A 20,407-nucleotide genomic window follows, 5' to 3' on the forward strand; every position below is an offset into this window, starting at 1 on the left:
CACTGACCGCCCACCCTTCGCCGTCATTGCGAGGAGGCGAAGCCGACGAAGCAATCCAGGGGCCGGTTCGCACTGGCCCTGGATTGCTTCGCTGCGCTCGCAATGACGGTTCTGGGAGGCGATGGCTCTGCGCCCTCCTGGCCACGATCGCGACGGTCCTGACGCTGGGCAGCGCCGGCTTTGCCCAGGCCGCCGACCTGACCATCGGCACGGCGACCGAGCCCTCCGCCATCGACCCGCAATTCTCGCGCACCGGCAACAACCAGTCGATCTCGCAGCACATGTTCGACCGGCTGGTGCAGACCGACGAGAACCTGCAGGTGCAGCCGGCGCTGGCCCTGTCCTGGACCTCGGTCGACCCGACGACCTGGGAGGTCAAGCTGCGCCCCGGCGTCAAGTTCAGCGATGGCTCGGACCTGACGGCCGACGACGTGATCTTCTCGATGGACCGCGCCAAATCGGTGCCGAACAGCCCGGCGCCCTTCACCGGCGCGGTCGGCAGCATCGCCTCGATGGAAGCGGTCGACCCGCTGACGGTCCGCTTCAAGACCAAGGCGCCGACGCCGCAATTCATCGAGCAGGTCGGCCTCGTCTACATCGTCTCGAAGAAGGCGTCCGAGGGAAAGACCACCAACGACTTCAACTCCGGCGCCGCCGCCATCGGCACCGGGCCGTACGTGTTCAAGCAGTGGGTGCCGGGCGACCGGCTGGTGCTGGCGCCGAACCCGCATTACTGGGGCGACAAGCCGGCCTTCGAGAACGTCACCATCAAGTTCATCTCGAACAATGCGGCGCGGATCGCGGCGCTGCTGTCCGGCTCCGTCGACCTGATCGACGGCGTGCCGCCGGCCGATGTGGCGACGGTGAACGACAGCGGCAAGGCCAAGGTCTACTCCACCACCTCCGGCCGGCTGATCTATCTGGCGCTGGATTCGGCGCGGGACCAGAGCCCGTTCGTGACGGCCAAGGACGGCCAGCCTCTGGCGGCCAATCCGCTGAAGGACAGGCGGGTGCGCCTCGCCGTCTCCAAGCTGATCAACCGGGATCTGATCATCCAGCGCCTGCTGAACGGCTCCGGCACGCCGGCCGGACAGATCGTGCCGGAAGGGCTGGGCGGCTATGCCGCCGACGTGAAGCCCGAGGCGTATGACGCTGCCGGCGCCAAGGCGCTGCTGGCCGATTCCGGCTATGGCGACGGCTTCGGGCTGACGGTGCATTCCTCGAACGACCGCTTCGCCGGCGACGCCGATATCGCCCAGGCGATCGGCCAGATGCTGGCGCGCGGCGGGCTGAAGATCAACGGTGTGGTCACCCAGCCCTACAACGTCTATGCCGGCGCCGCCTCGAAGCAGGAATACAGCGCCTTCATCTTCAGCTTCGGCAACAGCAACAGCAACTCGGCCAACGCCCTGACCAATGTGCTGGCGACCTATGACAAGGAGGCCGGCAAGGGCGCCTTCAACCGCGCCCGCTACTCGAACCCGGAATTCGACGCGGTGCTGAAGCAGGCGCTGGCGGAGTTCGACGAGGCCAAGCGCAACCAGCTGCTGGAGCAGGCGGCGCGGATCGGCTTCGGCGATGTCGGCATCGTGCCGCTGTACTTCCCGACCGTGCACTGGGCGGCGCGCAACGGCATCACCTATCGCGCCAACAAGAACGAATGGACCCTGGCGACCTATGCGGAGAGCGCCAAGTGAGCGAGGTGCTGCGCGACTGCATGGTGACGCTGCGCGACGGCGTGCGGCTGGCGACGGATGTCTACCTGCCGGCCGGATACCGCATCGGCGTCGACGCGAAGCTGCCGACGATCCTGGAGCGCACGCCCTACGGCAAGACCGAGCTGTCGCGCTCCGAGATCGGGGTTGGGATGGACGGGCCGATGGCCCGGCCGCAGGTGGCGGCGCATTTCGTCCGCGCCGGCTATGCCGTGGTCTACCAGGACTGCCGCGGACGCCACGCCTCCGAGGGGGTGTTCACGAAGTACACCTCCGAGGGGCCGGACGGCTTCGACACGATGGAATGGATCACGGCCCAGCCCTGGTCGAACGGCAAGGTCGGCACCATGGGCCTGTCCTATGCCGCGCACACCCAGTTCGCGCTGGCCTGCCTGAACCCGCCGGGCCTAGCCTGCATGGTGGTGGATTCGGGCGGCTTCTCGAATTCCTACCATTGCGGCATCCGCCAGGGCGGCGCCTTCGAGCTGAAGCAGGCGACCTGGGCCTTCAGCCAAGCCAAGGAGAGCCCGGCGGCCCTGGCCGACCCCAAGGTGCTGGCGGCGCTGGAGGCGGAGGACATCCGCGCCTGGTTCGCCGCCATGCCCTGGCGCCCCGGCCACTCGCCGGTGCGCGCCGTGCCGGATTACGAGGCCTATCTGTTCGAGCAATGGACCCACGGGTCCTTTGGCGACTACTGGAAGCAGCTCGGCATCTATGCCGAGGGGTATTACGACCGCTTCCCGGACGTGCCGATGGTGCTGATGTCCAGCTGGTACGACGCCTATGTCCGCACCACGATGGAGAACTATGCCGCCCTCGGCGGCCGGTCGGCGCCGGTGCAGCTGATCATGGGGCCGTGGCTGCACGGCAACCGCAACACCACCTTCAGCGGCGACACCGAATTCGGGCCGGCGGCGACGATCGACGGCAATGTCACCACAGGCTGGCTGCAGTTCCGCCGGCGCTGGTTCGACCGCTGGCTGAAGGGCGAGGGCAACGGCGCGGAGGCGGAGCCCACCGCGCGGCTGTTCCTGATGGGCGGCGGCAGCGGCCGGCGCACGGCCGACGGCCGGCTGGACCATGGCGGGCGCTGGATCGCGGCGCCGGACTGGCCGCTGCCCGGCACCGCCTTCACCGACTACCACCTGCACGCCGACGGCCGGCTGGACCCGGCGGTGCAGGAGGCGGCGGAGGCGTCGATCGCCTACCAGTCCGACCCGTCCGACCCGGTGCCGACCATCGGCGGCGCCCTGACCTCCGGCCAGCCGGTGTTCGAGGGCGGCGGCTTCGACCAGACCGAGGGCGACCGTTTCTTCGGCAGCCGCCGGCCCGGCCTGCCGCTGTCGTCCCGCCCCGACGTGGTGGTGTTCGAGACCGCGCCTCTGGCCGAGGACCTGGCGGTGATCGGGCCGATCGAGGTCCGGCTGTTCGTCTCCTCCGACGCGCCGGACACGGATTTCACCGCCAAGCTGATCGACGTGCATCCGCCGACCGCGGACGACCCCAAGGGCTTTGCCTTGAATCTGACCGACGGCATCCTGCGCTGCCGCTACCGCGACAGCTGGGAGAGCCCGTCGCCGCTGGAATCGGGCCGGGTCTACGCGATCACCATCGAGCCCTTCGCGACGGCCAACCTGTTCAAGGCCGGCCACCGCATCCGGCTCGACATCGCCTCCAGCAACTTCCCGAAATACGACGTCAACCCGAACAGCGGCGAGCCCGAGGGCGCCGGCCGGCTGAAGCGGGTGGCGACCAACCGGATCCATTTGGACCGCAGCCACCCGTCCAGGATCGTGCTGCCGGTGGTGCCGGCCGGGTCGCTGACCGATCTGCCGAAGCCCGGGGAGGGATAGGGCAGGCCTCTTTCCCCGCCAATCACCAAAATCGTCATGGCGAGGAGCGAAGCGACGTGGCCATCCAGGTTGGTGGGCCTGCTCCGGCTGCAGGACTGGATGGCCACGCTTCGCTCGCCATGACGGTTGGTTTAGGGCCTGCCGACCTTCCTACTGAAGCATCGCCTCCGGCAGCGGCGAGCCGTGGTACTTCTGGTAGATGTCGCTCAGCTTGCGGTTCTTCAGGTTGGCCGACACCCACTCATTCACCTTCTCCATCAGCTTCGGCTCGCCCTGGCGCAGGCCGATGGCGAGGTCGAAGGTGCGGATCAGGAATTTCGGCTCGAAGGCGCGGTCCGGGGCCTTCGCCTTGATCTGGTTCACCAGCGTCGCCGAGGTGGCGACGATCTGGGCCTGGCCGGAGACGGCGGCCGTCACCATGGTCGCATCGTCGTCGTAGCGCACCACCTGGAAGCCCTTCTCCGCCGCCAGCTTGGTCAGCTCCGTGTCCTGGGTGGTGCCGCGGGTCACGGTCACCGACTTGCCCTGCAGGTCGGCCCAGTCCTTGATCGGCGAATCCTTCGGGGCGCCGATCACCGATTGCAGCACCGCATAGGGCTTCGAGAAGTCGATCACCTTCGCCCGCTCCGGTGTCACCGACAGGGTCGAGATGATGATGTCGGCCTTGCCGGTCTGCACGTTCGGGATGCGGGTGGCGCCCGTGGTCTGCACGAACTCCAGCTCCAGCCCCCAATCCTTGGCCAGCAGCTGCGCGGTCTCGACGTCGGAGCCGGTCGGCTTCATCTGGTCGTCGATCATGCCCGAGGGCGGTATCGCCAGGTCGGTCGCGATCCGGATCTTCTTCGCGGCCATGATGTCGTCCAGCGCGTCCGCATGTGCGGTCAGGGCCCCGAGGCTCAGCGCGCAGGCCAGGGCGATCGCCCGGCCCCAGCGGATTGACGGCTGCATCTGCGTCTCCTCCATGTCTGTGTTCTGGTTGGTTGTGCGGGCTCAGAGTTCGTTGGCGACGAACTGCTGCAGCTCCGGCGTTTCGGGTTCGGCCAGGATCCCGGCCGGCCCCTGCTCATGCACCCGGCCGCGATGCATGAAGACGATGCGGTCGGCCACACGGCGGGCGAAGCCCATCTCATGGGTGACCATGATCATCGTCATGCCGCGGGCGGCCAGGTCCTCCATCACCTTCAGCACCTCGCCCTTCAGCTCGGGGTCGAGGGCCGAGGTGACCTCGTCGAACAGCATCACCTTGGGCTGCATCGCCAGCGACCGGGCGATGGCGGCGCGCTGCTGCTGGCCGCCCGACAGTTGCTCGGGATAGGCATCGGCCTTCTCGCCGAGGCCGACCTGGTCCAGCACGCCGCGGGCCAGCGCCCGGGCCTCGGCCCGCGCCACCTTCTTCACCGAGACCGGGGCCAGGGTGATGTTCTGCTCGATGGTCAGATGCGGGAACAGGTTGTAGCTCTGGAACACGATGCCGACGTCGAGGCGCAGGCGGCGCAGGTCGATCTCCGGGTCGCTGACCTTGTGGTCGCAGACCGTGATCTCGCCGCCATCGATCGTCTCCAGCCGGTCGATGCAGCGCAGCGCCGTGCTCTTGCCCGATCCGCTGCGGCCGATCAGGGCCGTGACCTGGCCCTTGTCGACGGCGAAGGACACGCCGTCGAGCACGGTCAGCTCGCCGAAGCTCTTGCGCACGTCCTGCAGCGTCACCATCGCGGTCATCGCGTTCTCTCCCTGATGTCTTCTTGGGGTCCGGTCAGGCGAGGGCCGGCTTCAGCCGCGGCGCGCGGCCCGTCCGGCGCTCCAGCCGGCGGCTCAGAGCCGAGACCGGGTAGCACATGGCGAAGTAGAGAACGGCGATCACCATGTAGATCGCGAAGGGCTGGAAGATCGAGTTGTTGACGATCTGCCCGGCGCGGGCCAGTTCGACGAAGCCGACCACCGAGGCCAGCGACGTGTTCTTGATGATCTGCACCATGAAGCCGACGGTCGGCGGCGTGGCCAGGCGGATCGCCTGGGGCAGGATCACCTTGAACAGGCGCTGGGTCCGGCTCAGCGCCAGGCACTCCGCCGCCTCCCATTGCGGCTTCGGCACGGCTTCGAGACAACCGCGCCAGATCTCGCCGAGATAGGCGCTGACATAGATCGTCAGCGACACGCCGGCGGCCAGCAGCGGCGGCACGTCGAGCCCGAGCGCCGGCAGGCCGAAATAGGTCAGGAACAGCAGCACCAGCAGCGGCGTGCCCTGGATCAGCTGGACGTAGCCGCCGACCGCGACGCGCAGCAGGCGGCTCGGCGCGATGCGGCCGAGCGCGACGCCGAAGCCGACCACGCCGCCGCCGACCAGCGCCATCAGCGACAGCACCAGCGTCCACAGCGCGCCCTGCAGCAGGAAGTCGAGATGGTTCAGGTTCAGTCCGGTCTGCATGGCGTCCTCGCGGTCAGAGCGGCGTGCCGAGCCGGCGGCGGCGCGGGAACAGCACCAGGCCCAGCCCCCAGAACCCGGCCCGCATCAGGAGCGAGAGGGCGATGTAGAGCAGCGCGACGACGATGTAGGTCTCGAAGGCGCGGTAGGTGTCGGACTGGATGAAGTTGGCGACCGCCGTCAGCTCCTCGGCCGAGATCTGCGAGACGACGGAGGAGGCCAGCATCAGCAGCACGAACTGGCTGGTCAAAGCGGGGTAGACCCGCTCCATCGCCGGGCGCAGCACCACATGCCAGTAGACCTGCACCCGCGACAGGCCCAGGCATTCCCCGGCCTCGATCTGCCCCTTGTGGATCGAGTCGAAGCCGGCGCGCATGATCTCGGCGGTGTAGGCGCCGACATTGATGACCAGCGCGATCACCGCGACGGTGACGGCCGGCAGCGACAGGCCCAGGCTGGACAGGCCGAAATAGACGACGAAGATCTGCACCAGGAAGGGCGTGTTCCGGATCGCCTCGACATAGATGCCGCACAGCCGCGACAGCCAGGCCGACCCGCCGCGCCGGCCGGTCGCGCACAGCGTGCCGAGCGCGAAGCCCAGCACGGTCGAGGCCAGGGCCAGGCGGATGGTCAGCCAGGCGCCGTCCAGGAACATCGGCCAGCGCTCGAGCACGACGGAGAAATCGAGGGACACGCCCATCGCCCGCTCCTCTATCCGCCCTTGGCGGCTTCAGCCTGCCCGCTCATGCGGTCATAGACGCGGAACAGGGCCTGGTTGCCGTTGCCGCCCTCGCCATGGGCCCGGGCGTCGAGATACTGGCTGGTGACCAGCGCGGTGGCGGGCAGGGGCACGGCCTTGCCATAGGCCAGCTCCTGCACCAGCCGCAAATCCTTCAGCATCAGGTCGATGCGGAAGCCGGCGCCGGCATCGCCGGAGATCATCGCCGGCCCTAGCCGGTCCAGCATCCAGGAGGCGGCGGAGCCGCCCAGCAGCACCTCGCGCATCTGCTCCAGGTCGACGCCGCAGGCCCGGCCCAGCGCCAGCGCTTCGCAGATCGCCTGCAGGTTGATGCCGCAGATCAGCTGGTTGCACAGCTTCACCGTCTGGCCGGCGCCGCTGTCGCCGACATGGGTGATGGTGGTGCCCATGCCGCGCAGCACCGGCAGTGCTTTGTCAAAGGCGGTGCGGCTGCCGCCGGCCATGATCGTCAGCGTGGCGGCGCGGGCGCCCTGCGGCCCGCCGGAGACCGGGGCGTCGAGCAGGTCGGTGCCGGCGGCGGCCAGGTCGGCATGCATCCGCCGCACCGCCTGGGGCGCGATCGTGCTCATATCGACCACCAGCCGGCCGCGCGGCGGCGCCGCCAGCAGCCCGTCCGGGCCATACACCACCTCCTCCACCTGCGGCGTGTCGGGCAGCATGGTGACGACGATGTCGGCGCCGTCGGCCGCCTCGGCCACGCTGGCGGCGGGGACGGCGCCCTGCGCCGCGAGGGCGTCGACCGCGGTGGGCACCACGTCATAAGCGCGCACCGCATGGCCGGCGCGCAGCAGGTTGGCCGCCATCTCGCGGCCCATGGTGCCGAGGCCGATGAAGCCGACCGTCTGACGGGCTTCCGCCATGGCTCAGCCCTCCCGCTCCAGCTGCGCCAGCTTGTCGACCCGGCGCTTGAAGTCCTCGCTGGGCTCGAATTCGGCGGCGAGATAGGCGGCGACCAGGTCGCGCGCCAGCCACGGGCCGACGATCTGGGCGCCGACGCACATGACATTGACGTCGTCATGCTCGACCGCCTGATGCGCCGAATGGAAATCGTGGCAGACCGCGGCGCGGATGCCGCGGATCTTGTTGGCGGCGATGGCGGCGCCGACGCCGGTGCCGCAGACCATCAGGCCGCGATCGGCCGCCCCGCCGGTGACGGCGGCGCAGACCGCCCGGGCGATGTCCGGGAAGTCGACCGGGTCGGGGGTGTGGCTGCCCACATCCGTCACCGTGTGGCCGAGGCCCGCGACGAAGTCGGCGATCTCGCGCTTCAGGGGAAAGCCGGCATGGTCGCAGCCGATCACGATCTTCAACTCGGGGTCTCCTAAAGTCTTGTCGGGTGGGCCGTCAGCCTTGCGGCCTGGGCGTCTCGAAGGCCTTGCGGCGATACTCGTCGCCGATCTCGAAATGGCGGCGCAGCAGCTCGTCCGACCGCTGCACGTCGCGCGCCACCAGCGCCTCGAAGATCCGGTGGTGATGGTCGATCAGGAAGGACCGGATGCCGGGCACCTTCAGGATCAGCTCGCGCCGCCCGCGATGCGAACGGTGCACCAGGTCGGAAATGGCGGCGTAGACGCTGCGCAGGGTCTCGGACCGCCCGGCCTGGACGATGCCGTTGTGGAAGTCGAAATCCGCCTCGCCGCCCGCCACCGGGTCGTCGATCGTGGCCTCGATCCGCTGCAGCGCCGCCCGGATGCGCTCGAAATCCGCCAGGGTGGCGCGGCGGCAGGCCAGGCGCACCGCCTGGCACTCGATCGCGATCCGCGCCTCCATCACGTCGTCGATGGCGTCGGACTGCTGGGCCAGGGCGAAGGTGAAGAACTCGCCCAGGGTCGAGGCGTCCGGCTGGCGCACGATGGTGCCGACGCCGTGCCGGATCTCGACCGCGCCCAGCATCGCCAGCGCCCGCAGCGCCTCGCGCAGCACCGGCCGGCCCACGCCCAGCAAGGCCGACAGGTCGCGCTCCGGCAGCAGCCGGTCGCCGGTCTTCAGCGCGCCGGACAGCAGCTGCTCGCGCAGGAAGGCGAAGACCTTGGCGTAGCCGCCGGGGGCGTCGTCGGGATCGCGGGTGAGCTTGATGAGGTCGGTCATGGTGTTCTTACCGTGGTAAGACCACTTAGCCGATGACGGCGTCGGGAGTCAATCGGGCTGACCCAGCAAATTTCAGACGACCTCCTTCGTCAGCATGACGGCTGGGAGGGCGGGTTGACATCTTGGTTGAAGGAAATTTTCATCCAAAATTATCTGTTGATGAAAATTACCAACTCGCACAGCATGGCGTCATGACCGACGCCGCTTCCGCCTCCGCCCTGCTCGGCCGCCTGCGCGGCCGGCTGATCGTCTCCTGCCAGCCGGTGGTGGGCGGGCCGCTCGATCGCGACGAGATCGTCGTGGCGCTGGCCGAGGCCGTCACCGGCGCCGGCGCCGCCGGCCTGCGGATCGAGGGGGTGGCGCGCGTCGCCGCGGTGTGCCGCGCCGTCGCCGTGCCGGTGATCGGCATCGTCAAGGCCGACCTGCCGGACACGCCGGTGCGGATCACGCCGCATCTTGCCGACATCGACGCGCTGGCCGAGGCCGGCGCCCCGATCATCGCCTTCGATGCCACCGACCGCGCCCGCCCCCTGCCGGTGGCGGAGATGGTGGCCCGCATCCATCGCCACGGCCGCATCGCCATGGCCGATGTCTCGACCCGGGCCGAGGGCCGGGCCGCCGCGGCGGCCGGCGCCGACATCGTCGCCTCGACCCTGGCCGGCTACGTCGCCGGGCCGGCGCCGACCGAGCCGGACCTGGCCCTGGTCGCCGACCTGGCGGCGGACGGCTTCACCGTGATCGCCGAGGGCAATGTGCGGACGCCGGAGCATGCCGCCTCCGCCCTGGCCGCCGGGGCTTTCGCCGTCGTCGCCGGGTCGGCCATCACCCGGCCGGAGCATGTGACGCGCTGGTTCCTCGACGCCCTCGGCGCCGGCTGAGGGCCGCATTCCAATCAAAACAAACAGGGGGCAACGACGATGACGACCATTCTGCGCAAGACCCTGCTGGCGGGGCTGGCCCTGCCGTTCCTGTCCTCCGCCGCCCTGGCGGGCGAGGTCACGCTGCTGTTCTGGCCGGGGCCGGAGAGCGAGGCGATGCAGAAGGTGCTCGACGCCTACAATGCCGGGCCGGGCAAGGCCGACGGCGTCACCGTCAAGCAGCTGCTGTTCAGCCGCCAGGGCTATTTCGAGAAGGAGCAGGCGGACCTGGCGGCGGGGTCGAGCGAGTTCGACCTGGCGCTGGTCACCACCTACACGCTCGGCCGCTACGCGCCCTATCTCGACCCGATCGACGCCCAGGTCCCGGCCGAGGCCAAGGCCGGCTTCGCCCCGGTGGCGCTGCAATCCGTCACTCTGGACGGCAAGCTGTACGGCGTGCCGACCGACATCTCGGTGCATTTCCTCTATTACCGGAAGGATCTGGTCGACCGGCTGCTGTCCGACGCCGACTGGCAGAAGCGCTATGCCGCGATCGCCAAGGAGAAGCTCGGCCGCGAGATGCAGCCCAAGGCGCCGGACGACTGGAGCTGGGACGACTGGATCGCCGCGGCCCTGTTCTTCAGCGCCGCCGACAACCCGGACAGCCCGACCCGCTTCGGCACCGTGCTGCAGATGAAGAACCTGATCTTCAACGTGATGCTGTGGCAGGCGACGCTGGTGTCCAACGGCGGCGACTGGCTGGCCGACGGCAAGCCGGCGATCGACGGCCCGGCCGCCCGTACCGGGCTGCAGGTCTACAAGAGCCTGATCGACGCCAAGGCGACGCCGCCCGGGTCGATCAGCTACGAGTATCCCGAGGCCAACGCCGCCTTCCAGGCCGGCCAGGCGGCCACCATGCTGCAATGGAATGCGGCCTATACCGAGCTGAACGACCCGGCCAAGTCGCCGACGGTCGCTGGCAAGATCGGGCTGGCCCCGCTGCCGGCCGGCAGCGCCGGGCACAAGAGCCATGTCCATTCCCTCGGCATCGGCCTGAACAAGGCGTCGAAGAACAAGGGCGATGCCGGCAAGGTGCTGGCCTGGCTGGCGACGAAGGACGCCATGACCGTCTACGCCCAGGCCGGCGGCACCCCGCCGGTGCCGGAGATCCTGAAGGCGATGGCGTCGACCCGGCCGGAATTCCCGCTGGTCGGCGATTTCGTCGACCGCTACGGCTTCGTCGTCACCGGCGGCACCGCCGCCTATGCCGTGCCGGTCTACGAGGTGCTGGCGGAGAAGTTCTCCGCCTTCTGGGCCGGGCAGATCGACCTCGACACCGCGCTGAAGCAGGCGGCCGAGGGCATGGCCGAGCGGATCAAGGGCTGATGGCGTCGGCAGCGGGGGCCGGGCGCCGGCCCTATGAGGGGCGCTGGGACGGGCTGTGGCTGCTCGGGCCGCTGCTCCTGTTCCTGGCGGCGCTGCTCGGCTTCCCGGCCGTCGCCAACCTGGTCTACAGCCTCAGCGAGGTGCGCTTCACCGGGCTGTGGTCGCCGCGCTGGGTCGGGCTCGACAACTACCGGGCGGTGCTGGCCGACCCGGCCTTCTGGGCCGCGGTCGGCTTCTCCGCCCGTTTCGCCGTGGCGGTCACCGCGGCGCAGCTGCTGCTCGGCTTCGCCCTGGTGCTGGCGCTCGACCCGCTGATCGCGAGGCGGCGCTGGCTGATGGCGTTCCTGCTGCTGCCGATGATGGTGTCGCCGGCCCTCTTGGGCGTGATGTACCGGCTGATGCTGAACGACTTCGTCGGCGTCATCCCGCAATACCTGCAGATGGTCGGGTTCGGCGACAACCTGCTGGGCGTCGACTGGGCCTTCACCACCGTCGCGGTGATCGAGGTGCTGCAGTGGACGCCCTTCGCCTTCCTGGCGCTGCTGACCGCCTACCAGGCGATCCCGGGCGAGCTGGTGGAGGCGGCGCGGATCGACGGCGCCGGGGCCTGGGCCGTGTTCCGCCGCATCACCCTGCCGCTGATGGTGCCGGCGCTGGCGATCACCGGTTTCATCCGCTTCATCGACAGCTTCCGGGTGTTCGATCACATCTACGTGCTGACCGGCGGCGGCCCCGGCACGCTGACCCAGAGCCTGTCGATCTACATCTACCGCACCTTCTTCCAGCAGGAGCGGATCGGGCCGGCCGTCGCCGCCTCGATGCTGCTGCTCCTGGCCTCGGTGGTGGTGCTGCGCCTGCTGATGGCGCAAATGCTGAAGGGATCGCGGCAATGACCCGCCTCGTTGCCGGGCTGCGCTGGGCCGTGTTCCTGCTGGCCGTCCTGGTCCTCAACATCCCGGTCATCGTCACGCTGCTGACCTCGCTGAAGACCACGCTCGACATCAACGCCTACCCGCCGGTCTGGCTGTTCGCGCCGACGCTGGAGCATTACGCCGAGGTGCTGACCGACCCGGCGCTGGACTTCCCGCGCTACCTGATGAACTCCACCGCCATCGCCCTCGGCGGCACCGTCCTGGCGCTCGGCCTCGGCGTGCCGGCGGCCTATGCCATGGCGAAGCTGGGGAAGGGCACGACGACGATCCTGCCGGTGGTCACCAACCTGCGGGCCCTGCCGCTGGTGATCTTCGCCATCCCCTTCTACCTGCTGTACCAGGCGCTCGGCCTGCTCGACACGCGGCTGGGTCTCGCCCTGATCTCCTGCATCATCAACCTGCCGCTGGCGCTGATCCTGCTGGTGGGATTTCTGCAGGACCTGCCGCAGGAGATCGAGGAGGCGGCCCGGGTCGACGGCGCCTCGACCTTCGCCGTGCTGCGCCACATCGTGCTGCCGCTGGCCCGGCCGGTCTTGGTGGCGGTGGCCATCCTCAGCTTCATCTACAGCTGGAACGAGTTCCTGTTCGGCCTGATCCTGACCACCCGCAGCGCCGTGCCGGTGACGGTCGGCGCCACCTTCTTCATCACCTCCTGGGGCGTGAAATGGGGCGCCACCGCGGCGGCGATGATGCTCAGCGTGCTGCCGCCGCTCTTGCTCGGCCTGGTCAGCTACCGCTATCTCGGCCGGGCGATGCTGGCTGGGGCGGTGAAGGGGTAGGATGCAGCGATGAGCGAGACCCCGACCCTCGGGCGCAAGGTGCTGGCCAGCCTGCGCGCCGCCAATCCCGGCCTGTCGCCGGCGCTCGGCCGCATCGGCGACTACGTGCTGGACGGGCCGGAGCGGGTGCTGTCGCAGACGGTGACCGAGCTGGCCGAGGCCTCCGGCTCCTCCGAGGCCTCGGTGATCCGCTTCTGCCGCGAGCAGGGCTTCCCGAGCTTCCAGGGCTTCAAGCTGGCGCTGGCCACCGAGCTGGCGTCGGCCCAGCCGGCGCGGGCGGAGGAGGCGGGGCGGCATGCGCTGTTCCGCATCGTCGACCGCGCCGTCGACGCGCTGCGCCAGACCGAGGATCTCCTGGACCCGGCGGCGGTGGAGGCGGTGGCCGACCGGCTGCGCACGGCCCGGCGCGTGCTGGTGTTCGGTGTCGGCGCGTCGTCCATCACCGCCCGCTACGCCCAGTACAAGCTGGCCCGGATCGGGCTGCAGGCGGTGGCGCATGACGACCCGCACATGGCGGCGATGGCGACCGCGGCCCTGGGTGAGGGCGATGTGGCGCTGGCCGTCTCCAGCTCGGGCTCCACCCTCGATGTGGTCCGCGCCGCGACGCTGGCGAAGGAGGCCGGGGCGTTCCTGGCGGCGATCACCAACCGCTCCAGGAGCCCGCTGACTGGCCTGGCCGACATGGTGCTGCTGGCTTCGGCGCCGGAGACGCCGCTGACCGGCGGGGCGCTGGCCTCGAAGATCAGCCAGCTGGTGATCGTCGACATGCTGTTCGAGACCATCGCCGACCGCGACCCCGCCGCCCGCGACGCCATCCGCCGCACGGCGCAGAGCGTGGCCGATCGGGGGTATTGAGATGGGGGGCCTTCCCATCTCTTGCCGCGGACTATCGGCTTCACAGGTCTCTCAGGTCCTCACGCGTTGCCTCTCCCGCTTGCGGGAGAGGTCGGAGCCGCGTCAGCGGCTCCGGGTGAGGGCTTTCCGGCTTCAAAGCCTGGATTACTGTTTCAGGATGGTGCGGATCGTGCGTTCCCTCATGCCGGGGGCTGCGAACTCGGCAGGGCCGGCTGGCCCTCACCCGGACATCCTTCGGATGTCCGACCTCTCCCGCAAGCGGGAGAGGCAACGCGTTCCAATGCCTGCGGCTGCCCTTTCGTGTCTGGGTGGAGCTCTCCCATGACCACCGTCGTCGATCTCGGCGGCACCAAGATCGCCGCGGCCCGGGTGGCGGGCGCCTCAGTGCTGGAAAGACGCCAGGCGCCGACGCCGCGCGACGGAAAATTCGAGAGCCTGGTCGATTCCGTCGCCGCCCTGGTGGCCGGCTGGGCCGACGGGCCGGTCGGCGTCGCCACCACCGGGCTGGTGCGCGACGGCAGGCTCTCCGCCACCAACCCTGGCACCCTGCCGGTGCCGCCCGACTCGCCGCTGGTCGCGGCGCTGCAGGACCGGCTCGGCGTCCCGGTGCGGGCGGTGAACGACGCCCAGGCGGCCGCCTGGGGCGAGTTCCGCCATGGCGCCGCTCGGGGTGTCGGCTCGATGGTGTTCCTGACCGTCTCGACCGGCGTCGGCGGCGGGCTGGTGCTGGACGGGGAATTGCGGGTCGGGCCCGGCGGCCTGGCCGGCCATCTCGGCCATGTCGTGGCGGTGCCGGGCGGGCCGCTGTGCGGCTGCGGCCGGCGCGGCTGCGTCGAGGCGGTCGCCTCCGGCCGGGCTCTCGCCGCCGCCGCGACGGAGGCATTCGGCGAAGAGATGGATGCGCCGGCCCTGTTCCGCCGGGCGGACCCGGCGGCATCGGCGCTGATCGACCGCGCCGCCGCCGCCATCGCCCGGCTGCTGGCCGACCTGAAGGCGGCGCTGGACCTCGACCTCGCCGTGATCGGCGGCGGCGTCGGCCTGGCCGACGGCTTCCTCGGCCGGGTCGACCAGGCGCTGGCGGCCGAGCCGCGGCAGTTCCGACTGCCGCTGCGCCCGGCCGCCCTGGGTCACGATGCGGGGCTGATCGGCATGGCCGACCTGATGGGCTGACCAGCCCCGCCGTCGTCAAGCCGTCGCCGTCGCCGTCCGCGGCCGGATGCCGAGCACGATCATCACCGCGGCCAGCAGCAGCACGAAGCCGGCGCCGGTGAACACGCCCAGCGCGCCGCTGACGTCGAAGATGGCGCCGCCGGCCGCGGCACCGGTCGCGATCGCCAGCTGCACCGCCGCCACCAGCAGGCCGCCGGCGCTCTCCGCCTCGTCGGGCACGGTGCGGGTCAGCCAGGTCGACCAGGCCACCGGCACCGCGCCGAAGGCCACGCCCCACAGCGCCACCATCGCCGTGTTCGCCGCCGGCGCGCCGCCGCCCACCGCCACCAGGCCGAGCCCGAGGATGCCCATGGTCAGCGGCATCAGCATCATGGTCAGCCGCATGCTGCGCTCGAGCAGGAAGCCGCCCAGGAAGGTGCCCAGGAAGTTGGCGACGCCGAAGCCCAGCAGGATGCCCGACACACCGGTGATGCCGACGCCGGTCACGGTCTCCAGGAACGGCCGGATATAGGTGAAGAAGGCGAAGTGGCCGGTGAACACCAGCAGCACCGCCAGCATGCCGAAGCCGACCTGCGGCCGGGCCAGCACCTCGACCAGGGTGCGCAGCCGGGTTGCCCCGTTCGCCGCCATCCGCGGCAAGGTCGCGAACTGCACCGCCAGCGCCAGCAGCCCCAGCACCGCGGCGATCACGAACACGCCGCGCCAGCCGATGATGTCGCCGAAATAGCTGCCCAGCGGCGCGGCCGCCACGGTCGCGGCCGAGACGCCGCTGAACAGCAGCGACAGGGCGCGGGGCACCAGCGCCTCCGGCACCAGCCGCATCACCGTCGCCGCCGACATGGTCCAGAAGCCGCCCAGCGCCACGCCCAGCAGCACCCGCGCCAGCAGCAGGGCGGGCAGGCCGGGGGCGAAGGCAACCAGCAGGTTCGACACCGTCAGCAGCACCGAGAAGGCCAGCAGCACGTATCGCCGGTCGATCCGCCGGGTCGCGGCCGAGACCAGCAGGCTGGTCACCAGCGCCACCACGGCGGTCGCCGTCACCGCCTGTCCGGCCAGGCCTTCGCTGACGCCGAGATCCGCCGCCATCGGCGTCAGCAGGCTGGCCGGCAGGAACTCCGCCGTCACCAGCCCGAACACGCCGAGCGTCATCGAGACGACCGCGCCCCAGGCCGGCCCCTCCCGCGCCGGCGCCGCGCCCGTCCGCTGTGTTCCCTCGATCATGGGGACCATCCTTCAAAGAGAGGTTTTGATGCAGTGCAGCATAAGGTAGGATGGACTCCCCGGACGATCTATGTCAGACACTCCGGAATGTTTGATCGTCCGTCCGAATCGCGATCCGAACACCCGATGCCCCGGCAGCCCCCGCCGCGGCCCGCCGGCGACTTGGTCAGCGAGCTGCTGCTGGGCATGCGGCTGTTCGGGGTGAACTACCGCCGCATCGCCATCGCGCCGCCCTTCGGCATCGGCTTCGGCACCGTCCCGGGCCGGGCCCAGTTCCACTTCGTCGCCCGCGGCCCGGTGGTGCTGCGCACCGCCGACGGGACGCTGCACACCCTCCAGTCCGGCGACGCCGTGCTGCTGCCGCGCGGCGGGCCGCACGAGGTGCTGTCCGCGCCCGACCAGGCCAGCCGCGACATTGCCAGCTTCGAGGGCGAGACGCTGTGCCAGAGCGTCCGCATCATCCGCGCCTGCCCGGAGGGCTGCGAGCCGGGCTCCGGCATGCTGATCTTCAGCGGCTGCATGGAGTTCGACCTCGGCGGCATGCACCCGCTGGTGGCGCTGATGCCGGAGGTGATGCTGGTCGGCACGCTGCTGAACCGCTACCCCGAGATCCTGCCGATGCTGGAGGCGATGGCGCGCGAGGCCTGCGACGAGCGCGCCGGCTTCGCCGCGATCCTGTCGCGGCTGGCCGATGTCGTCTCCGCCTCCATCGTCCGCGGCTGGGTCGAATGCGGCTGCGGCGAGGCCAAGGGCTGGATCGAGGCGCTGCGCGACCCGCGGCTGGGCCGGGTCATCGCCGCCATGCACCGCGACCCCGGCCGGGACTGGACGGTGGCCGAGCTGGCGGCGGAGATGGGCGCCTCCCGCTCGGTCTTCGCCGAGCGCTTCCTGGCCGTCACCGGCCTGACGCCGCTGCGCTATGTCGCCGACCTGCGCATGCGCCTGGCCGCGCAGTGGATCGGCCGCGACCGGATGCCGATCGAGGCCGCGGCCCACCGCCTGGGCTACGGCTCGCAGGCGGCGTTCAGCCGCGCCTTCAAGCGGGTGATCGGCCGGCCGCCCGGGGCGGTCCGCACCGTCCCCGCCACCGGCCAGACATTCGAGCTGTAGATCGCGTCGACCGCCGCGTCGGTGACCTGCCGCGTCATCGCCGTGCCGCCGGCATCCGGATCCCGGCGCCGGCCACCGGCTCGATCGTGCGCATCAGCCGTCCGGCAAGCGAGCCGCCAATCCTAGAAGAAATGAGGATTTTGTTCTTATTTTTCTATACATCATAATATTGATGCGCTGGAGAGGCATGAATTATGGTGTGATTAATAATCGAAGAAAAAATGTATCTAAAATTTACTGATGCCTGCGCCAATGATTGCCAGTCGCTGTGGTGTCTGCCGGCGGAGGCTGTGTGATGGTTTCACCATGGAGGCGATTTGATGCCGCGGTTGGACATCTCGACGATCTGTGATCGCATTGCCGTACAGGCACCGTATTTCGCCTTCGGCGAGCTGGAAGGCCTTGCGGACGGGGCCGTCCGCGGCGTCTTCGCTTCGGAGCAGACGGCCGGCTACGAGCGCGGGCCGGTCGCCTCGGCCGAGATCGGGCGGCATCTCGCCATCCTCGGCTCCTGCGCCGCCGTGGCCGGGCGGGCGACGGAACGCATCTACTACCTCGCGACCAGGGCGCGCTTCAGCACCCTCGATGGCGCCCAGCCGAGGGAGACCGGGCGGATCTTCGAGGCGACCGCCGAGACGGTGAGCCACGACCGGCGTTCCCTGAGAGCGCAGGCGATCGTGTCGGACGGCAAGCCGTTCGCCCATCTGCACTGCGACTACCAGGCCTTGCCGGAACGGGTGTTCACGCGGCTGTTCCAGGATTACCGGGCCGAGGAGGCCGCTGCCGCGGACGGGTCTCCTTACCGGGAGCCGATCCCGCTGGAATTCGACGCGCCGCAGGCGCTGTCGCTCGCGGCGCGCAGCCAGCCCCTGGCGCCGGCCCGGTGCGCCGGCCATTTTCCCGGCTATCCGGCCTGGCCGGTCGCGATCATCGCCGAAACCATCGCCCAGGTGGTGAGCCGTCTCCTGCACCACATCCTGGGCCAGGAATCCGAGTATTCCGTGGTCCGGACCGACATCGCGGCGCTCAAGCTCGTTCCCGCCGCCGTGCCGCTGTCGTTCCACGCCGACTGCGTTTCGGCCTCACGCACCCTGTCGCATTACGTCTTCTCCGCGCGGGTGATGTGGGGCGAGGAGGTCGTCGCCACTCTGGACACCGAGCTGCGCGTGTAGTCGGCCGCCGCGGCGGTCCTCAGTTCGCCCGCATGCGGAACAGCCGGCCCGGCCGCGCCGCGCCCAGCGCCCGGCCGATCAGCGGCCAGGCCAGCATGATCAGGCCCAGCGTGGTGATGCTGCCGACCAGCGCGTTCGACCAGAACACCGACAGGTCGCCGCCGGACATGATCATCGACTGGCGGAACGCGTCCTCCGCCTTGTCGCCCAGCACCATGGCCAGCACGAGGGGGGCGATCGGGTAGTCCAGCCGCTTGAACACGTAGCCGACGATGCCGAAGGCCAGCACCAGCCCCATGTCGAAGGGCGAGTTGGCGACGGTGTAGGCGCCGGCGAAGCACACCACCACGATCACCGGCCCGATCACGGCGAAGGGGATGCGCAGGATGGCGCTGAACAGCGGCACGGTCGCCAGCACCAGGGCGACGGCGACGACATTGCCCAGATACATGCTGGCGATCAGGCCCCAGACGAAGTCTGGCTGGTCGATGAACAGCATCGGGCCGGGCGTCAGGCCCCAGATCATCAGCCCGCCCATCATCACCGCGGCGGTGGCCGATCCGGGCACGCCCAGCGCCAGCATCGGCAGGATGGCGCAGGTGCCGGCGGAATGGTCCGCGGCCTCGGGCGAGACGATGCCGGCCGGGTCGCCCTTGCCGAAGCCCTCCTTGCGGCGGGCGAAGCGCCGGGCCAGGCCGTAGCTCATGAAGCTGGCGGCGGTCGGCCCGCCCGGGGTGATGCCCATCCAGCAGCCGACCAGCACGCTGCGCAGCAGGGCCAGCCACTGCCGCGGCAGCTCGCGCATGGCGCGGCCGACATCGCGCAAGCCCACCTTGGCGCGGATGCCGTCGAAGCGCAGCCCTTCCTCCATGGTCAGGATCAGCTCGCCGATGCCGAACAGGCCGATCACCGCGACCAGGAAGCTGATGCCCTTGATCAGGTCGGCGAGGCCGAAGGTCAGGCGGAGGTTGCCGGAGACGGTGTCCATCCCGACCGTGGCGAAGGCGAAGCCCAGCATCATCGACACCACGGTCTTCAGCGGCGACCCGCTGCCCATGCCGACGAAGGAGGCGAAGGCCAGGAAGTAGACGGCGAAGAATTCGGGCGAGCTGAAGCGCAGCGCGAACTGCGCCACCCAGCCGGACAGGAGCGTGATCACCACCACCCCGGCCAGGGCGCCGAAGCCGGCCGACAGGAAGGCGAGCGTCAGCGCCCGCGCCGCTTGGCCCGCCCGGGCCATCGGATAGCCGTCGAAGGTGGTGGCGACCGAGGACGGCTCGCCCGGGATGTTGAACAGGATCGAGGTGGTGGAGCCGCCGAACAGCGCGCCCCAGTACATGCAGCTCAGCAGGATGATGGCCGAGACCGGGTCCATGGCGAAGGTCAGCGGCAGCAGCAGCGACACGCCGTTCGGCGCGCCGAGGCCGGGCAGCACCCCGACGAGGATGCCGAGCATCACGCCCAGCACCATCAGCATCAGATGATAGCCGCTCAGCACCGTGCCGAAGCCGTCGACGAGATGGGCGAGATTGTCCACGAGGGTCTCTCCGGATGTCAGGCGAGGCCGAGCCAGGCCTCGACCGGGCCCTTCAGCAGCGGCACCTGGAACCAGGTCTCGAACACCAGCCACAGCAGCGCGGCGACGCCGAGCCCGACCGGCACGGCGCTGCGCAGCCGGTAGCCGCCCTGCAGCGCCATCACCCCGGCGAGGTAGAGGGCCGAGGCGACGTAGAGGCCGAGCGGCAGCGAAAGGGCGACGAAGGCGGCCATCGGCCCGAAGAAGGCGGCGACCCGGCGCAGCCGCACAGCGTCGAGGAACACCCGGCGGTCGCGGGCCCGGACCGCCTGCACCAGCGTGCCGAGGCTGCCGGCGGCGATGATCAGGCCGACGGCGAAGGGGAAGGTCCCGGGCTCGGGCCCCGCCTCGTTCCAGCCGATGCCGCCCTGCAGCCCGCCGACCGCGACCGCGGCCCCGACCGCGCCGGTGGCCGTGGCCGCCGCGCATTCCATGGCGAAGCGGGAGATCTCGCCGGTCTCGGGTCCGTGATGTTCAGGCATGACCTGTCAGGCCCTCTTTTATTTAGTCC

20 protein-coding genes are annotated in these 20,407 nt (G+C 70.2%); 10 read left to right on the forward strand and 10 right to left on the reverse strand.

Features of this window, described 5'->3' with window-relative positions:
* The first annotated feature begins 83 nt into the window (after window positions 1-83).
* The gene (locus BWR60_RS06215; RefSeq protein WP_218823369.1) at window positions 84-1,697 is read left to right on the forward strand and encodes an ABC transporter substrate-binding protein; all 1,614 of its coding nucleotides are present in this window, start codon (window positions 84-86) and stop codon (window positions 1,695-1,697) included.
* Window positions 1,694-3,568 (forward strand): CocE/NonD family hydrolase, encoded by a 1,875-nt coding sequence (locus BWR60_RS06220; RefSeq protein WP_230982965.1) that lies wholly within the window; start codon window positions 1,694-1,696, stop codon window positions 3,566-3,568. The genes BWR60_RS06215 and BWR60_RS06220 overlap by 4 nt, the downstream gene beginning before the upstream one ends.
* 150 nt (window positions 3,569-3,718) lie before the next feature.
* Here BWR60_RS06220 and BWR60_RS06225 read toward each other — a convergent pair whose 3' ends face one another.
* Genes BWR60_RS06225 through BWR60_RS06255 form a run of 7 tightly spaced genes read right to left on the reverse strand, consistent with a single transcriptional unit; the run spans window position 3,719 to window position 8,838 of the window.
* Entirely contained in the window at window positions 3,719-4,516 is a 798-nt protein-coding gene (locus BWR60_RS06225; RefSeq protein WP_218823370.1) for a transporter substrate-binding domain-containing protein, read from the reverse strand.
* A gap of 42 nt (window positions 4,517-4,558) precedes the next feature.
* On the reverse strand, window positions 4,559-5,287 hold the full coding sequence (locus tag BWR60_RS06230) for an amino acid ABC transporter ATP-binding protein (RefSeq protein ID WP_088150148.1): 729 nt from the start codon (window positions 5,285-5,287) through the stop codon (window positions 4,559-4,561).
* A gap of 34 nt (window positions 5,288-5,321) precedes the next feature.
* A complete protein-coding gene (locus tag BWR60_RS06235; RefSeq protein ID WP_088150149.1) occupies window positions 5,322-5,993 on the reverse strand; it encodes an amino acid ABC transporter permease in 672 nt (223 codons plus the stop codon).
* 13 nt (window positions 5,994-6,006) lie between these two features.
* Window positions 6,007-6,690 carry an amino acid ABC transporter permease gene (locus tag BWR60_RS06240; protein WP_088150150.1) on the reverse strand — a complete coding sequence of 228 codons (684 nt, stop codon included), beginning with the start codon at window positions 6,688-6,690 and terminating at the stop codon, window positions 6,007-6,009.
* Between the two features lie 11 nt (window positions 6,691-6,701).
* Window positions 6,702-7,610 carry an NAD(P)-dependent oxidoreductase gene (locus tag BWR60_RS06245; RefSeq protein WP_088150151.1) on the reverse strand — a complete coding sequence of 303 codons (909 nt, stop codon included), beginning with the start codon at window positions 7,608-7,610 and terminating at the stop codon, window positions 6,702-6,704.
* 3 nt (window positions 7,611-7,613) lie between these two features.
* Window positions 7,614-8,051, reverse strand: coding sequence for a ribose 5-phosphate isomerase B (gene rpiB, locus BWR60_RS06250; protein WP_230982971.1), 438 nt, complete (start codon window positions 8,049-8,051; stop codon window positions 7,614-7,616).
* A gap of 43 nt (window positions 8,052-8,094) precedes the next feature.
* Window positions 8,095-8,838, reverse strand: a complete 744-nt coding sequence (locus BWR60_RS06255; RefSeq protein WP_088150153.1) for a FadR/GntR family transcriptional regulator — start codon at window positions 8,836-8,838, stop codon at window positions 8,095-8,097.
* Between the two features lie 191 nt (window positions 8,839-9,029).
* Between BWR60_RS06255 and BWR60_RS06260 the strand changes: the two genes are divergently transcribed.
* From BWR60_RS06260 to BWR60_RS06285, 6 genes are all read left to right on the forward strand, one after another.
* Window positions 9,030-9,716, forward strand: a complete 687-nt coding sequence (locus BWR60_RS06260; protein ID WP_088150154.1) for an N-acetylmannosamine-6-phosphate 2-epimerase — start codon at window positions 9,030-9,032, stop codon at window positions 9,714-9,716.
* A gap of 39 nt (window positions 9,717-9,755) precedes the next feature.
* Complete coding sequence (locus tag BWR60_RS06265; RefSeq protein ID WP_088150155.1) at window positions 9,756-11,081, forward strand: ABC transporter substrate-binding protein; 1,326 nt, start codon at window positions 9,756-9,758, stop codon at window positions 11,079-11,081.
* Entirely contained in the window at window positions 11,081-11,974 is an 894-nt protein-coding gene (locus BWR60_RS06270) for a carbohydrate ABC transporter permease (RefSeq protein WP_088150156.1), read from the forward strand. The genes BWR60_RS06265 and BWR60_RS06270 overlap by 1 nt, the downstream gene beginning before the upstream one ends.
* Entirely contained in the window at window positions 11,971-12,792 is an 822-nt protein-coding gene (locus tag BWR60_RS06275; protein ID WP_088150157.1) for a carbohydrate ABC transporter permease, read from the forward strand. The genes BWR60_RS06270 and BWR60_RS06275 overlap by 4 nt, the downstream gene beginning before the upstream one ends.
* Before the next feature lie 9 nt (window positions 12,793-12,801).
* Window positions 12,802-13,647 carry a MurR/RpiR family transcriptional regulator gene (locus tag BWR60_RS06280; RefSeq protein ID WP_088150158.1) on the forward strand — a complete coding sequence of 282 codons (846 nt, stop codon included), beginning with the start codon at window positions 12,802-12,804 and terminating at the stop codon, window positions 13,645-13,647.
* A gap of 321 nt (window positions 13,648-13,968) precedes the next feature.
* Complete coding sequence (locus BWR60_RS06285) at window positions 13,969-14,817, forward strand: N-acetylmannosamine kinase (protein WP_088150159.1); 849 nt, start codon at window positions 13,969-13,971, stop codon at window positions 14,815-14,817.
* Window positions 14,818-14,832: 15 nt separating this feature from the next.
* Here the strand turns inward: BWR60_RS06285 and BWR60_RS06290 are convergent, their stop codons facing one another.
* A complete protein-coding gene (locus tag BWR60_RS06290) occupies window positions 14,833-16,038 on the reverse strand; it encodes an MFS transporter (protein WP_088150160.1) in 1,206 nt (401 codons plus the stop codon).
* Window positions 16,039-16,164: 126 nt separating this feature from the next.
* Between BWR60_RS06290 and BWR60_RS06295 the strand changes: the two genes are divergently transcribed.
* Both BWR60_RS06295 and BWR60_RS06300 read left to right on the forward strand, forming a co-directional pair.
* A complete protein-coding gene (locus BWR60_RS06295) occupies window positions 16,165-17,148 on the forward strand; it encodes an AraC family transcriptional regulator (RefSeq protein ID WP_218823371.1) in 984 nt (327 codons plus the stop codon).
* Between the two features lie 320 nt (window positions 17,149-17,468).
* Entirely contained in the window at window positions 17,469-18,320 is an 852-nt protein-coding gene (locus BWR60_RS06300; protein ID WP_144445532.1) for a hypothetical protein, read from the forward strand.
* Between the two features lie 19 nt (window positions 18,321-18,339).
* Here the strand turns inward: BWR60_RS06300 and BWR60_RS06305 are convergent, their stop codons facing one another.
* Both BWR60_RS06305 and BWR60_RS06310 read right to left on the reverse strand, forming a co-directional pair.
* A complete protein-coding gene (locus BWR60_RS06305; protein ID WP_088150163.1) occupies window positions 18,340-19,857 on the reverse strand; it encodes a tripartite tricarboxylate transporter permease in 1,518 nt (505 codons plus the stop codon).
* Between the two features lie 17 nt (window positions 19,858-19,874).
* Window positions 19,875-20,378, reverse strand: coding sequence for a tripartite tricarboxylate transporter TctB family protein (locus BWR60_RS06310; protein ID WP_088150164.1), 504 nt, complete (start codon window positions 20,376-20,378; stop codon window positions 19,875-19,877).
* Window positions 20,379-20,407 lie beyond the last annotated feature (29 nt).

It is taken from the genome of Inquilinus limosus, assembly GCF_002195995.1.
In the GTDB taxonomy this organism is placed as follows: Bacteria; Pseudomonadota; Alphaproteobacteria; order DSM-16000; family Inquilinaceae; genus Inquilinus; species Inquilinus limosus_C.

What these genes read in the sequence shown, in the direction of transcription:
- BWR60_RS06225 (WP_218823370.1), bottom strand. Translation starts at nt 4,516, where the DNA reads ATGCAGCCGTCAATCCGCTGGGGCCGGGCGATCGCCCTGGCCTGCGCG.
- BWR60_RS06230 (WP_088150148.1), bottom strand. Translation starts at nt 5,287, where the DNA reads ATGACCGCGATGGTGACGCTGCAGGACGTGCGCAAGAGCTTCGGCGAG.
- BWR60_RS06235 (WP_088150149.1), bottom strand. Translation starts at nt 5,993, where the DNA reads ATGCAGACCGGACTGAACCTGAACCATCTCGACTTCCTGCTGCAGGGC.
- BWR60_RS06240 (WP_088150150.1), bottom strand. Translation starts at nt 6,690, where the DNA reads ATGGGCGTGTCCCTCGATTTCTCCGTCGTGCTCGAGCGCTGGCCGATG.
- BWR60_RS06245 (WP_088150151.1), bottom strand. Translation starts at nt 7,610, where the DNA reads ATGGCGGAAGCCCGTCAGACGGTCGGCTTCATCGGCCTCGGCACCATG.
- BWR60_RS06255 (WP_088150153.1), bottom strand. Translation starts at nt 8,838, where the DNA reads ATGACCGACCTCATCAAGCTCACCCGCGATCCCGACGACGCCCCCGGC.
- BWR60_RS06260 (WP_088150154.1), top strand. Translation starts at nt 9,030, where the DNA reads ATGACCGACGCCGCTTCCGCCTCCGCCCTGCTCGGCCGCCTGCGCGGC.
- BWR60_RS06265 (WP_088150155.1), top strand. Translation starts at nt 9,756, where the DNA reads ATGACGACCATTCTGCGCAAGACCCTGCTGGCGGGGCTGGCCCTGCCG.
- BWR60_RS06270 (WP_088150156.1), top strand. Translation starts at nt 11,081, where the DNA reads ATGGCGTCGGCAGCGGGGGCCGGGCGCCGGCCCTATGAGGGGCGCTGG.
- BWR60_RS06275 (WP_088150157.1), top strand. Translation starts at nt 11,971, where the DNA reads ATGACCCGCCTCGTTGCCGGGCTGCGCTGGGCCGTGTTCCTGCTGGCC.
- BWR60_RS06280 (WP_088150158.1), top strand. Translation starts at nt 12,802, where the DNA reads ATGAGCGAGACCCCGACCCTCGGGCGCAAGGTGCTGGCCAGCCTGCGC.
- BWR60_RS06285 (WP_088150159.1), top strand. Translation starts at nt 13,969, where the DNA reads ATGACCACCGTCGTCGATCTCGGCGGCACCAAGATCGCCGCGGCCCGG.
- BWR60_RS06290 (WP_088150160.1), bottom strand. Translation starts at nt 16,038, where the DNA reads ATGATCGAGGGAACACAGCGGACGGGCGCGGCGCCGGCGCGGGAGGGG.
- BWR60_RS06295 (WP_218823371.1), top strand. Translation starts at nt 16,165, where the DNA reads ATGCCCCGGCAGCCCCCGCCGCGGCCCGCCGGCGACTTGGTCAGCGAG.
- BWR60_RS06300 (WP_144445532.1), top strand. Translation starts at nt 17,469, where the DNA reads ATGCCGCGGTTGGACATCTCGACGATCTGTGATCGCATTGCCGTACAG.
- BWR60_RS06310 (WP_088150164.1), bottom strand. Translation starts at nt 20,378, where the DNA reads ATGCCTGAACATCACGGACCCGAGACCGGCGAGATCTCCCGCTTCGCC.